This is a genomic window from Gordonia sp. NPDC003585, assembly GCF_040610755.1.
In the GTDB taxonomy this organism is placed as follows: domain Bacteria; phylum Actinomycetota; class Actinomycetes; order Mycobacteriales; family Mycobacteriaceae; genus Gordonia.
Window position 1 is genome coordinate 51671 of record NZ_JBEXMX010000022.1, and the last position, 12896, is coordinate 64566.

13 protein-coding genes are annotated in these 12896 nt (G+C 66.5%); 8 read left to right on the plus strand and 5 right to left on the minus strand.

The window, feature by feature from the left end:
- Positions 1-29 precede the first annotated feature (29 nt).
- Entirely contained in the window at positions 30-908 is an 879-nt protein-coding gene (locus ABZW74_RS08305; protein WP_355275538.1) for an ATP-binding protein, read from the minus strand.
- A 203-nt stretch (positions 909-1111) separates the two neighbouring features.
- Complete coding sequence (locus tag ABZW74_RS08310; protein WP_355275516.1) at positions 1112-1486, minus strand: VOC family protein; 375 nt, start codon at positions 1484-1486, stop codon at positions 1112-1114.
- Between the two features lie 29 nt (positions 1487-1515).
- On the opposite strand from ABZW74_RS08310, the gene ABZW74_RS08315 reads away from it, so the two are divergent.
- Positions 1516-1731, plus strand: coding sequence for a hypothetical protein (locus ABZW74_RS08315; protein WP_355275518.1), 216 nt, complete (start codon positions 1516-1518; stop codon positions 1729-1731).
- 128 nt (positions 1732-1859) lie between these two features.
- On the opposite strand, the gene ABZW74_RS08320 is transcribed toward ABZW74_RS08315, so the two are convergent.
- The 3 genes from ABZW74_RS08320 to ABZW74_RS08330 all read right to left on the minus strand — a co-directional run bounded on the left by ABZW74_RS08320 (position 1860) and on the right by ABZW74_RS08330 (position 3284).
- On the minus strand, positions 1860-2171 hold the full coding sequence (locus ABZW74_RS08320) for a hypothetical protein (protein WP_355275520.1): 312 nt from the start codon (positions 2169-2171) through the stop codon (positions 1860-1862).
- A 112-nt stretch (positions 2172-2283) separates the two neighbouring features.
- A complete protein-coding gene (locus ABZW74_RS08325) occupies positions 2284-2850 on the minus strand; it encodes a sigma-70 family RNA polymerase sigma factor (protein ID WP_355275522.1) in 567 nt (188 codons plus the stop codon).
- Positions 2851-2975: 125 nt separating this feature from the next.
- On the minus strand, positions 2976-3284 hold the full coding sequence (locus ABZW74_RS08330) for a hypothetical protein (RefSeq protein WP_355275524.1): 309 nt from the start codon (positions 3282-3284) through the stop codon (positions 2976-2978).
- 80 nt (positions 3285-3364) lie between these two features.
- Here ABZW74_RS08330 and ABZW74_RS08335 point away from each other — a divergent pair, with 80 nt between their 5' ends.
- The 7 genes from ABZW74_RS08335 (at position 3365) to ABZW74_RS08365 (ending at position 12680) form a co-directional block, all read left to right on the plus strand.
- Positions 3365-4774 carry a GTPase gene (locus ABZW74_RS08335; RefSeq protein ID WP_355275526.1) on the plus strand — a complete coding sequence of 470 codons (1410 nt, stop codon included), beginning with the start codon at positions 3365-3367 and terminating at the stop codon, positions 4772-4774.
- Positions 4775-4812: 38 nt separating this feature from the next.
- On the plus strand, positions 4813-6660 hold the full coding sequence (locus ABZW74_RS08340) for a dynamin family protein (RefSeq protein ID WP_355275528.1): 1848 nt from the start codon (positions 4813-4815) through the stop codon (positions 6658-6660).
- Between the two features lie 100 nt (positions 6661-6760).
- Positions 6761-8251 (plus strand): Hsp70 family protein, encoded by a 1491-nt coding sequence (locus ABZW74_RS08345; RefSeq protein ID WP_355275530.1) that lies wholly within the window; start codon positions 6761-6763, stop codon positions 8249-8251.
- Between the two features lie 300 nt (positions 8252-8551).
- Complete coding sequence (locus tag ABZW74_RS08350) at positions 8552-9250, plus strand: hypothetical protein (RefSeq protein ID WP_355275532.1); 699 nt, start codon at positions 8552-8554, stop codon at positions 9248-9250.
- A gap of 43 nt (positions 9251-9293) precedes the next feature.
- Entirely contained in the window at positions 9294-10484 is a 1191-nt protein-coding gene (locus ABZW74_RS08355; RefSeq protein ID WP_355275534.1) for an alpha/beta fold hydrolase, read from the plus strand.
- 121 nt (positions 10485-10605) lie between these two features.
- Complete coding sequence (locus tag ABZW74_RS08360; protein ID WP_355275536.1) at positions 10606-11736, plus strand: DNA polymerase IV; 1131 nt, start codon at positions 10606-10608, stop codon at positions 11734-11736.
- A gap of 47 nt (positions 11737-11783) precedes the next feature.
- A complete protein-coding gene (locus ABZW74_RS08365; RefSeq protein ID WP_355275540.1) occupies positions 11784-12680 on the plus strand; it encodes an alpha/beta fold hydrolase in 897 nt (298 codons plus the stop codon).
- The last annotated feature ends 216 nt before the right edge of the window (positions 12681-12896 follow it).

The window sequence follows — 12896 nt, forward strand, 5'->3', positions numbered from 1 at the left end:
GTCCCCACACATTCAGATGAATGACACGATTACCGCTCCACGGAGAACCGAATCGCTGCGCGCGCCTGCGCTGCCAGCGCCGAACCGGCACCCAACGGCCAACGGTGCATGACGTAGTCGGCTGCGGCGTCGACGTTGAGCTGGCGGCTGGAATTGCCGGTGCGCACCCACAATTCGGGTAGTGCGTTCTTACCCGGCTTCAGGTAGACGGGCTGCGGTGAAGGTACGCAGGTGATTCGGCAGACCGGCTGCGAACCGTCTTGAACCGCAACATCTTCGATGGAGACCCCGACGGAGGCGGCAGAGTTCTGGCCGAGCGTCGTGGTGAGCAGGTCGCGCAACCACAGTTCGAAGCGGTCGGCGTCGGGGACCTTGAGCGTCGCGTAGTCGGGGTCGAGACCGAGAGGTGTGCCGTCGTCGTCGACGCCGATCAGGAGTGTGCCGCCGTCGGCGTTGACGAACGCCGCGATGGTCTTCGCGATGACGTGCTCCATCTTCGGATCTTTCTGTCCGGTGCGCAGATTGATGCGCGCGGTGGACTTGAACTCGACGCGGTCGGACTCGCCCTGCGCGATGAGGTCGGTGATCGGGGCGTGCTGTTGACGCTGGAAGCGGGCGGCGACGGCGCCGTAGATCGCGACCACGACGATCGACCCGGCGAGCGCCAACAGGATGGTGACCGGATTCAGCACCCGGATGTGACGGTCGATGAGGCCGGCGACCAGCAGTCCCACCGTCGACCCGAGCATCGACAGCACGATGCATGTCGTGAGTTCGAGGTGTGCGTGGCGGCGCAATACCAGTCTGGCGACCCCGGCGAAGACCATCGCGACCGCCAGCACGATGAGGATGCCGATGGCCGCGGTCCACACCGGGACCGCCGTCTCGATCTCGGTGGTGTCGGCCACGGGGCGGATGCCGCCGCCGGCGGCCAGGTTCAGAAACGAGTCGTCGCGCACCCGGCCAGTATCGCCAACCGCGCCGGCCGGCATCGCCGACCCCCACCCTCGGAAAGCTGTACCTGTCAGCCCGACGAGACGCACTGCGCACTCGGCTGGGCTGCCACGTACGGATTTCGGTAGGTCAGAGGGTCGGCGACGAACACGTCTGATCAGCCCTGGTCGCGGTACGGGAGGAACTGCACGTTCCAGTGGTTGCCGTCGGGGTCGTCGAAGTAGACGAAGTGCCCCCACGGCTGAATGTCGACGTCGCTGACCTCGATGCCCGCGTCGACGAGGTGTTGGTGGGCGGCGTTGATGTCGGAGACGCAGAGCATCAGGGTGCCGGCATTCGGTGGTGCGGCGTCGACCAGGCCCTTGCCGAAGGCGATCGAACATCCCGATCCAGGCGGTGTCATCTGGACGAATCGGATGTCGTCACTGGGGGACTGGTCGTGGTCGGCGTGGAATCCGACGCGCGTGTAGAAGTCCTTTGCCCGGTCGACGTCGGTGACGGGGAGAAAAGCGACTTCGAGTGTCCAGTCCATGATGTCGGTCCTTCGCTGTGGTGAGGTTGATGACAAGACCTATCATCGCGGGTATCGAGGACAGCTTCGGTCCTCGTTACCGCCTGAAGCGCGTGTTCCTCATCTTCTACTGCTCGTTGAGCAATTTCCGGTGCTACCAGATCAACGGTCAGTACGCCCGGGGCCTGCCGAGCCACTGCTACTGGATCCACCAGCGAGTCAACTCGCGGGTGACCACCGGAATCTGCAACAAGTTCTTGCACTGACCGGCAGGCGCAGCAAAGGCGGTCCCACCAGTCGTGGGACCGCCTTTCGTGCGCCTGCGCCCTTCGGCGCTCACACCGAGAATCCCGGTGTGCCTGGGCACACCGGGATTCTCCGGGGTCACGCTACATCACACGTCGACGTTGCCATCTTCGTCGACGGTGGCGTCGGCGACCTCGTTGCCTTCCGAGTCGACAACCGTGTCGAAGGTGCCGTCGAAGTCGGTGTCGACCGCAATGACGTCGGCCTCGGCGTCACCGTCCACGTCGTAACCGACGGCGTCGATTTCGCCGTCCTCATTGGTGTCGACGGAGATCTCGACGAGGCCGTCGTTGTTCACGTCGGTGATGACGGCGTCGTCGACGCCGTCATTGTCGGTGTCGACCACCAGTGCATCGGTCACGCCGTCGCCGTCGACGTCCACGGGGGTTGGTTCGGTCATTGTTCGGTCCTATCTGGTTGGTGTTGCCGATTGATGTTGTATCGATTGGAGTGCTGGGAGTTCGAAAATGTTCCCGGTCCCTGCAAAAGACTCGGCGGCGAGGCACGGGCACTCATCGCACGTCCGCCAACAGGTCCTGCAGGATGTCGCGCGCGCGGGAGATCCGGCTGCGAACGGTCTGGACGCCGATGCCTTGCGCCTCGGCGATCTCGGCATAGCTCAGGTCGCCGTATACGCGCAGGACGAACGTGGCCCGATATGCGTCCGGCACCCGGCTCAGCGCGTCCTGGATGCGGTCGGACAATACGATGCCGGACGTGAAGTCGACCGTCGACACCGGTTGGTGGTCGTCGATGTCGTCGGTGTCGGGGCGCTTGCGGATCTGGGCGAGTGCAGCATTCGACGCGATACGGAACAGCCAGGTCGACAGCTTGGCGTCGCCGCGATACCGGCCGATGGCGCGCCACGCCGCGACCAGCGCGTCCTGCAGCGCATCCTCGGCGTCGTGCGGATTGCCCGTGATGCGCAAGCAGATCGCCCACATCCGGTCGCGTTGCGCCTCGACGAGTTCACCGAAGGCGCGCTGATCACCCGTACGCGCACGATCGATGAGTTCGGTTTCTGCGGAACCATTCTCGGCAGCTTCCAGCCCTGGGGCGATGGGTTCCGATGACGGCATGTCAGGCCTCGAAACGTGGGTGGGAGCCGGTCCGGGCGGGCACCCGCTCATGGTAGAGCCGGTGCGGGTTTGCCGCAGTTCATCCGACATTTCCGGTACTTCGGGCAGCGGCCGTAACGTGAAGGTCAGATGTCGATGTCGTCGACATCGTCGGCAGCTGCCGCATCGTGGTCATCGTCGAACGACGCGGCCTCGTCCCAGACCCCCGCGTCGTCGACGACGAAGTCGGCGTCGTCGTCGACCGTCTCCACCTCGGGAGAGTCGACATCGACGTCGGTCTCTTCGCCGACCGGCTCGGTGAGATCATCGTCGACCTCATGCGCCGGATCGAAGGAGCCGGCCAACGTGGTCGCCCAGACGTCGTCGGGGACGGTCAGTGCGCCCGGGTCGTTGGCGATCAACCACGCGTCGAAGTCATCGGGTGTATCGGTCATCGCTGCTGCTCCTGATCGTCATATCCTCTTGGAGAGACGGGGCGGCGAAAAAGTTCCCGACTATCCGAAGGCGGTATCGCGTGGGCCGGCGCATCACCCTGCGGGGCAGGATCGAGCAGTTGCTCGACGAGGTGGCGCAGATCTCCGGCGATGCCGAACTCGTCAGCGCATTGCGCGCCCAGTTGGCCCATCCGCTGACCGTCGCGCTCGTGGGACGGGTCAGCTCGGGCAAGTCGACGCTGCTCAATGCCCTGGTCGGGGATCGGGTGGCGCCGACCGACCGTGCGGAGTGCACACAGGTCGCGACCCTCTACGCGGCCGGGTCGCCGCAGCGCATCGAGGTGATCGGCCTCGACGGTTCGGTCGAGGAGTTACCCGGCCCGATGCGCGGCGAGCTCGGCCGGGCACCCGAGGAGATCGACCACGCCGTCGCCTACATTCCGTCGCGATTGCTGCGCGACACCTTCCAGGTGATCGACACACCAGGGTTGTCGGGCTTCACCGGCACCGCGGAAATCGCGACGCGACGTGTGTTCGGCGGTGGGTCGACGACACCGCGCGGCGGCCTGCCCCGCCCCGACGTCATCCTGTTCCTGCTCGACGACGCGGCCGGTCCCAAGGACGACGAGGTGGAGTTCCTCCAGACCTGCGGAGCGTCGGCCCAGAACACCATTCTCGTTCTCTCCCAAGCGGATCTGATCGCCGCCGACGCGCCGATGGTGAAGGCGCAGGAGATCGCCCGCCGGATCTGGCGCCGATTCGGAGCCATAGCGGGTGCCGTGGTGGCGATCTCCGGGTTGATGGCCGAGGCGGGTGTCTGTGGGCTGACCGAGCGGGAGACCGCGCAGATCGCGCGTCGGGGCCAGATCGAGAGCTGGGAGCTGCTGTCGATCCTCGACGGCAGTGTCCCGCCGCCACCCGGTGTGTCCGTCGACGACCTCGCGCGTGTCGAAGAACTCGTCGGGGCCTACGCGATGGATGCGGGTGCCGAGATTGCCGCACAGGGTGCGCAGGCGTTCTGCGACTGGTGTCACCACGCGTCGGGTCTCGCTGAACTGCGTCTGGCGATCGGGCGACGATTCGTCGCGGTGGGCGACGTGCTCAAGGCGCGGACGACGATCGCCGAGCTGCGGGCGGCGGCCTACCGGAGCCCGAATCGGGACGCGATCCTGGGCGCGATCGAGGACACCGAGAGCACGCCGGAGGCACATCGTTTGCGCGAGGTGGCCGCGGTGGAGTCGCTGGCCCGCTGGCAGCCCGACAGCGACGTGATCGGCGAACTGACCTACGCCATCGCCGTGCGCAGCGTCCACCAGTTGCTGTCGTTGCCGCCGGGTGCCCCGCCCGCGCAGATCGAGGACGTCGCGCGCCAACGCGCCGCCGACGCCCGCGCACGCCGGTCGCTGGCCGCGTCGTCGGCCGAGCGGGAGGCGCTGCTGGTGCTCGAGCAGACCTATCAGCTGGTGCGCCGCGGCCTCTGGGCCAGTTGATGTGTGAGCCTGTGTGACATGAGAACGGAGTGCACCTCATGAGCGAGAAGGTCGCCGGCAAAGCCGAACCCGCTGCGGGCAAGGCCACCGTGAATGCCGATGCCGTGCTGCAGAGCGCGCTCGACCTGCTCCGCAAACACGGCGAGGGCGAGGTTGCCGAACGGGCCCTGCAGGTGCGGGCGCGTCCCGCCCCGGAGGGCAGTGTGGTGGTGGTCGGCGAGGTGAGCCGCGGGAAGAGTTCTCTGGTCAATGTCCTTGCCGGACAACCAGGTCTGGCTCCGGTCGACACCGAGATCACCACCGCGGTCTACGTCCGGTTCGTCCCGGCCACGCCGGACCTCGACCTGGGTGCCGCAGAGATCGAGTTCCCTGGACTGACCCGGACCATCGCTGCCGCCGAGTTGTCCGAGTGGGTGACCGTCGACGGTCGTCATGCCGACGGTGCCGCCATCGTCGCCGACGAGGCCGCGGACGGGGGCACGGTCGGGTTGCCGGTGGTCGGCGCGCGCGTCGCCATCGATTCGACCCTGCTGCCCGACACGATCATCGTCGACACACCGGGGGTCGGTTCCCTGGTCGCCGAACATGTCCAGGCGGCGGTGACGGCTTCCCGCGGTGCCGGCGTCCTGCTGATGGTGTGCGACGCGACCGCCCCCATGAGCGCCCCGGAACTGACTTTCCTCAACACGATCAGCGCGGAGATCGCCTCGGTGGTGCTGGTGGTCACCAAGATCGACCTGGTGATGCGGCAGTGGCGCACGATCGTCGCCGAGAACCGCGCCCTCATCACCAGCCACGCCCCGCGCTTCGCGCACATCCCGATCATCGGTGTGTCCAATCGGATCGCCGAGCAGGCGACCGCGATCACCGACCCCGAACGAGCACGACGCGCGCTGGACGCGTCGGGTATCGCCGAGCTGGCACACACGCTCACGTCGTTGGTGCGGGGCTCGGCAGACTCGTCCGTGCGCAACGCCCTGCAGGTGACCTTCGTCGGACTCGACGACGTACGCGGCCGGTTGGTGCTGGAGATCAAGGCGACCGCCGCCGCCCCGCAGATCAAAGCGGAGGTGGAGGCCGAACGTGATCGGCTGCAACAACTTCGGGCGCGAAAACAGGAGTGGGCGCACCGGTTGCAGCAGCAACTGACCGAGTTGGCGGTCCGAGCCGACGACCTGCTGCGCGACGAGTTCGAGACCCTGGTGACCCAGTGGTCCATGCGGATCGACAAGTTGAAGTTCTACGAACCGCACCGCGCGTCGAAGGAGTTGGTCGGGCAGATGACCGTCGACCTGGAAGCGGCCGCGCGCACCGTCAGCGAGATGTTCGTGGCCGGTGTGGAGGAGATCGCCGATGACCTGTTCGACGACGCCGAGATCCGGGGGTCGGTGCTGACGCGGCTGTCGGAGGGTGACGAGCTGGCCCTGCGCGGGCAGCAGAAGGTGTCGCCGTGGAAGAACATGGTCGATCCGATCCTGCTCAGTGCCATGGCCGCCGGCGGGCCGCTCGCCTTGATCCCCGGCGTCAACCTGGTGGCCGTGCCCATCTGGTCGGGCATCGTCATCGGCTTCCGGGCCTCGCGGGTGGGCAAGGAGAACCACCGCAAGTGGCTGACCAAGGCCGCGAACGACATGAAGGCCGATCTGCGGTCACAACTGAAGGCGATGAACGGCCAGGCGGTCGGCGAACTGCGCATCGCCTATGGCGCGCTCCTGGAGAAGCGGATCGCCGAGTCGACGGCGATCATCAACGAGGCGGCCGCGGAATCCAAGAAGTCGACCGCGCAGCGTCAGCAGACGGTCAACGAGTTGCGCACCCAGGTGACGGCCATCGACGGTGTGCGCAAGTCGATCGCGACGGTGCTGCGCACCCGTCCCGCTCCATAGACTGCTCAGCCGGCGGAGAGGCTGCCAGGTGTCCGGGTGTGGAACCATGGGCAGATCGCCGCGGCGCGTGTGAAAGTGTTCTGTACAGAGGAGGTGCCCGGTGCCAGAGGACGTCAAACGGCGGCTGTGCATCGACTTCGGCACCAGCAACACCGCCGCGGCCTACCGCGTGGGCGTCGCCGAACCCGTCGTCGTGCCGCTGTCACGCGAGGGAGTCGCAATGCCGTCGGCCGTGTTCGCCGACGGCGACTCGCTGTCCGTCGGCGCCGCGGCCATCGCGAGTCGGCTGCAGCGTCCAGATGCCTTCGAAGGCACCCCGAAGTCCCGCATCGCCGAGGGCGAGGTCGAACTCGGTGATCGCTTCTGGCCGGTCGAGGATCTGATCGGTGCGGTCCTTCGTCACGTCCATCACGCGGCGCTGCGGCACAGCGGACTGCCGGCATTCGACTCGGTCGTCCTGACCCACCCCGACAAGTGGAGCGAGCGTCGCAAGCGCGTCCTGCGCCACGGCGCCGAACGCGGTGGCATCCGCCCGGACCAGATCCGGTTGGCGTCGGAGTCGCTGGCCGCCGCGTGGTACTACGTGTATCGGGGTCACGACGTCTCGCCGGGTGAACGGATGTGTGTCTTCGACTTCGGCGCCGGAACCTGCGACGTTGCCGTGCTCATGCGTGACACCGACGGCAGCTTCACCGTCGTCGGCTCTGGCGGTGACAACTACCTCGGTGGTCGCGATTTCGATGTGCGCTTGCTGCGCTGGGTCTCCGACGAGGCTGCCGAACTCGACCCTGCACTGCCGGAACGACTGCGCGGCAACGCAAATCAGCTCATCCTGGCCGAGAAGGTGCGGATGGCCAAGGAGGCGTTGTCGGAGAACTCGCAGGCGGCGATCGAGTTGCCCGACGTCGGACGCTCGCTGCTGCTCACCCGCCGCGAGTTCGAATCCATGGTCGCGCCGTTCGTCGAACGTGCCACCGAACTCACGCGCGAGGCCATCAAGGGGGCCGACGCGGTGCAGGGTGCGCAGGCCTCGGACAAGCCTTCCGAGCGATTGGCGGTCTACGTGACCGGCGGAACCAGCAGCATTCCGGCCGTGCAGGCAGCGCTGTCGGCGGTCGGCCGGGTGGCGCGGATCGGTGACCCGAAAGTCGTTGTCGCGCAGGGTGGACTGCTGCGATCGACGAACGTCGAGGTACCGGCGTCGGCGGCGATATCAGTGATCGGCGCCGCCCGGAACCAGGCCGGCAACCGGATCACCTTCCCGCAGGCCCAACCCGGCTCGATGGTGTCTGCGGTGCACGTGCGCAACGGGCAGCCGGTTCGTACCGGGGCCGCGTTGGCGACCGTCGACATGCCGTCGGGCAGGGCGGTATTGGAAGCTCCGTGCGATGGGGTGGTGGACGGGGTGAACCTGCGGCCGGGGGTGCCTGTGTCGCCCGGGGCCGTGTTCATGGTGATCGGACCGCCCGATCTGCCGCACGGCGCCTGGGCATCGCTGCACCGCGTGCCGGCGCGGTTCTCGTCCAATGGCGGCCGGCCGGCCGGGCGTGCTCCTCATGTCCGGCCGATCGGTCCGCGAGAATCCCGCTGAGGGATTCACGCTGAGAGATTCGCAGGTAACTTCGATCACAATCTGGGCTTTACACGGGCCCCGCCATACCCTAACGTAGGCTACGCATCGGTAACCTACTCACGGGTAGCGCCGTCGCAGGGGGTCATTGGGGGAGCAGACACGCTCTCGTGCAACAGTTCTGGCTTGTCGCTGGTTCAAGGCGAGCGAAGCGACGCGGAGTTTCGCTGCGGGGCGAGCGAAGCGACGGGGAATTTCGCTGCGGGGCGAGCGAAGCGACGGGGAACCTTACATCCGGTCGGGGTTGAGGGGAGGGCTTTGATGACCGATGTACTTGACCTGTACCTGCCGCAGCGCACCACGAAGCGGTATCTCGGGGCTGCCGCGTTGCTCGAGGCCATCGAGATCGAGCAACTGATCGTTGTGCCGGGTCTCAACGCATTGCTCGCCCAGCCCAGCCGGTTCGGCTTGGCCGGGGAAACGGCGGCAGCGTTGGCCGCGACACTTCGGCAGCACGTCCGCACCGTCGCGCAACTGAAGACGATGGCTCTCGAAATTCTGGGCGAAACACGATGTAGCGCAGCACATATGAACAAGATGCCATCGTCTCTGCCGGTTCGCGGACTGGCGACGATCATGGCGCACCCGCGCCGCGCCGACGACCCGGATGTGCGCGCGATCGTCTCGATCGGGTTCGCATTGGTCGCCGTGCATGCCGTGACAGATCCGACGAACTGCACCACCGCGTCGCCGGCGCTCAATCTGGTCCCGCCGCCGCTGCATCGGGATCGGTCGCTGTTGGGCCGGGTTCTGGCACGAGCACTCCCGGGACTGGATGCGGAGTCGGCGATGCTCCTGACACTGTACGTGACCAAGGCGAGCTCGTTCTTCGCTGCCGCCGAGCGCCGCCGCGGGGACACCGAGGAGTTCTCGCTCGTGCGCTACAACCCGCATGCGTTACGCGCGACATGCCAGCGCATCGGTTTGCGCACAAGGCAATTACGCATCGCACAGCCGTGAGATGCGCGTTCTCGAGATGACGATGAATCAAAGGGGGAACGCCGTGACGGCGTACAAGAGGGTGTCGGGCAGAGTCGCTGCATTCGTGGCGGCGGTGGTGATCACGAGCTTTGCCATCACCGCCGTGCCGGTGCAAGCCGAGCCGTCAGGAGCTCGGACAACCGTGGCGGCACCGTCCGCGATCGCGGACGAGACAGCGCAGGCACAGCGAATCGTCGACTACATCAACTCAGCACAGCGGCAGGGTGCGGCGAAGGGTCAGGTGCGGGCCGTCAACGCCCTGACCCACGACGTGGCGACCCGGCCACTAGGGCCGGTTCCGGACACCGGTGCGGCCGGTCCGGCCCAGCGAGGTTTCTGGCCGGCTTTCGCCTACGGCCAGGTTCATCCAAATGCGGCACCACCCGGCGCCAACGACTTTTCGTGCAAGCCGAAGGCCGGGCAGAATCCGGTGGTACTCGTCCACGGCACCTGGGAGAACGCGTACGACAATTGGGCTGCGTTCGCACCTGTCCTGAAACGGGCCGGCTACTGTGTCTTCGCGCCGAATTACGGGCGCACCGACCTGCTCAACGGCGGCGGCCTGGGGGTAGCGCTCCCGGGCACGAACGGTGTTGTGGCCATTGAATACTCGGCCGCGCAGCTCGGTCAGTACATCGATCGGGTACGACGAGCGACCGGTGCGTCGAAGGTCGACATCATCGGGCATTCCCAGGGTGGTCTCGTCGCGCGACAGTGGATGAAGTTCGGTGGGGGAGCCGACGATCGGCATCCCGAGCGCAATAAGATCGGCAGGCTGATCACCTTCGGGGCGACCAACAAGGGGACGACGCTGCTGGGCATCGGCGCGCTCGGCCGGGGTATCAACAATCTCGGTCCGGCTTTCAACGTGCTGGGCGTGGTCGAGATCTTCGTCGGTCGTTCCGGTATCCAGCAGACGGTCGACTCGCCGTTCATCCGGAACCTGAACCGATCGAAGCTGGTGTTCCCCGGAGTCGATTACACGATTGTCGGCACCCGGTACGACGAGGTGACAACACCCTACGACCTCACGTTCATCCGTCGCCCCGGAGTGCGGAACATCGTCCTGCAGAACGGTTGTGAACAAGACACCTCCGATCACCTGGCGATGTCGTACTCGCCGCGGGCGATCTCCATCGCGCTGCATTCGCTGGATCCGGTGCGATTCCCGCGTCTCGCGTGCGGGCCGAGTCCGTGGTTCTTCAGCTTCTGACTCCTTCTGACTCCTTCTGACTCCCTCATGCGGACGCCGGGGAGGGCGTCGATGAGGGACCGGTCGGGCCGATCGTCGATCGATCGGCCCGACCGTGGTCTACAGGCGTACCCTGCGACTTGTGACCGCCTCGGACCCATCGCGTTATCGGTGGCTCCTGCACGTCGATCTCGACCAGTTCCAGGTTTCGGTGGAACGTTTGCGCAGTCCCGAACTGGTGGACGTCCCGGTGATCGTCGGCGGCAATGGCGATCCCACAGAAGCACGCAAAGTGGTGACGTGCGCGTCGTATGAGGCACGCGAGTACGGTGTGCGCGCAGGCATGCCGCTGCGCGCGGCCTATCGCAAGATGCCCGATGCGGTGTACCTACCACTCGACTTGGGTGCTTACGACGTCGCGTCGGCGGAGGTCATGGAGGTGCTTCGCGGATACGGCCACCCGGTCGAGGTGTGGGGATGGGACGAGGCGTACCTCGGTGTCGGGTCGCTCGACGGGGGCGAACCGTCGCTCGACGACGCCGAGATCGCGGCGCTGGCCACGCGGATCCGTGCCGACATCCGTGACGAGTGCGGGTTGAGCAGCTGCGTGGGTATCAGTGACAACAAGCAGCGGGCCAAGATGGCCACCGGATTTGCCAAGCGTCCCAACGACTCCGGCTCGGTCGTCGAGTCGCCGAAGGTCTTCCTGCTGGACGGTCGTAACTGGCTCGACCTGATGGGCGAGCGGCCCACCCGGGACCTGTGGAGTGTCGGGCCCAAGACGTCGGCCAAGCTGGGCCGTAACGGAATCGAGTTGGTGCAGGATCTGATCGGCACTCCGCGTGACGTGCTGATCGCGTTGTTCGGACCCCATCAGGGCAACTGGCTGTACGTGCTGAGCCGGGGTGGCGGTGACTCGACGGTGACGCCGGAGCCGTGGCTGGCTCGGTCGCATTCCAAATCGCAGACCTTTGCCCGTGATCTGCACACCTACGACGAGATGCGTTCGGCAGCCGCCGATCTGCTGCGTGACCTGCTCGACCAGGTGGTCGGCGAAGAACGCATGCCGTTCCGGGTGGCGGTCACGGTGCGGACAACGACCTTCTTCACCCGCACCAAGTCGCACAAGCTCGATGCGCCCACCACCGACTACGACACATTGGAAGCCGAGGTCGCCGAGTTGCTCACCAAGTTCGAGATCGACCGTCCGGTCCGGTTGCTCGGCGTGCGGCTCGACCTCGAGACCGACGAAACCGACTCGGGACCATCATGATCGGTTCCAGGCGCACAGTAGCGCTGATCGTCCTCGGTGTGCTGGCCATGGTGTCCGGTCACACAGTAGTGGCGCACGCAGATCGGCCGGTCCGTGTGACGTACGACTATCGCGCCGGCATCGAGGCCGAGCTGCGCCACCCTGGTGGGTCGCTTCCGGGCACCAATGACTTTCATTGCCGACCGACGACGGCGCATCCGCGGCCGGTGATCCTGCTGCACGGCAGCGGCGGTGGCCGACAGACCAACTGGGCGACGCTCGCGGCGGTCCTGCGCAACGCCGGCTACTGCGTCTTCGCACCCACCTACGGCACTCTGGGTGAGGTGTGGCCGGCCTCGGCGCTGGGCGGTCTGGGACCCAAACTCGACAGTGCTTGGCAGGTCAAGACATTCGCGGATCGCGTACGGGCCGCGACCAGGGCGCGTCAGGTCGACATCGTCGGGCATTCGCTCGGGACCGAGATCCCCACGTACTGGCTCAAGTATCTCGGCGGCGCAGGTTCGGTCTCTCACTACGTGTCCCTCGCTCCGTACTGGCGTCAGGGGCCGGATGGAGATGACGCGCGCGGCGAGGCGATCTCCCGGTTCCGTGCTCTGCTCGGCAAGCCCGGTCCGCGTCGCCCATGCCCGGAATGCAGCTCGCCTCCAGGGGATCTCGACTTCAACGCCGCAGTGCGTCGGCCGACGCCGTATCTGCCCGGCATCCGATACACCAACATCGTGACCCGCCACGACGAAATAGTCACCCCCTACACCAACGGTCTGCTCGCGGGACCGCCCGGGACGAGGGTCCGCAACATCGTTCTCCAGGATGGTTGCGCCGCCGATCATTCCGGACACCTCGGCCTGGTTGCCGGCCGGCGATCGACCGCTCTCGTGCTCGCCGCCCTCGACCCCGCACATGCGCCGCCGATCCCGTGTGTCCCGGTGGCGCAGACCATTTGAGTTCACTTCCCGCTGGGCGTAACCGCTCTTCTCTGCCGCCCTGCCTCCGCTCCCTGAGGTGCGAGCGAAGCGAGCCTCGAAGGGCCTGGTGAGATGACGTTGCTGCCTCACCAGGGGCTAGTGGGGGTGGATCGGTTCCCGATGGGATGCTGGTCCACTGTGAGCCTGCCCCGCCGGTGACCACTATGACTAGGGCTGAAACCACGTTGGTGGATT

Bases quoted from the DNA above. Each gene is read 5' to 3' on its own strand.
- ABZW74_RS08315 (WP_355275518.1), top strand. From the start codon at position 1,516: ATGACAAGACCTATCATCGCGGGTATCGAGGACAGCTTCGGTCCTCGT.
- ABZW74_RS08340 (WP_355275528.1), top strand. From the start codon at position 4,813: ATGAGCGAGAAGGTCGCCGGCAAAGCCGAACCCGCTGCGGGCAAGGCC.
- ABZW74_RS08310 (WP_355275516.1), bottom strand. From the start codon at position 1,486: ATGGACTGGACACTCGAAGTCGCTTTTCTCCCCGTCACCGACGTCGAC.
- ABZW74_RS08325 (WP_355275522.1), bottom strand. From the start codon at position 2,850: ATGCCGTCATCGGAACCCATCGCCCCAGGGCTGGAAGCTGCCGAGAAT.
- ABZW74_RS08350 (WP_355275532.1), top strand. From the start codon at position 8,552: ATGACCGATGTACTTGACCTGTACCTGCCGCAGCGCACCACGAAGCGG.
- ABZW74_RS08320 (WP_355275520.1), bottom strand. From the start codon at position 2,171: ATGACCGAACCAACCCCCGTGGACGTCGACGGCGACGGCGTGACCGAT.
- ABZW74_RS08365 (WP_355275540.1), top strand. From the start codon at position 11,784: ATGGTGTCCGGTCACACAGTAGTGGCGCACGCAGATCGGCCGGTCCGT.
- ABZW74_RS08330 (WP_355275524.1), bottom strand. From the start codon at position 3,284: ATGACCGATACACCCGATGACTTCGACGCGTGGTTGATCGCCAACGAC.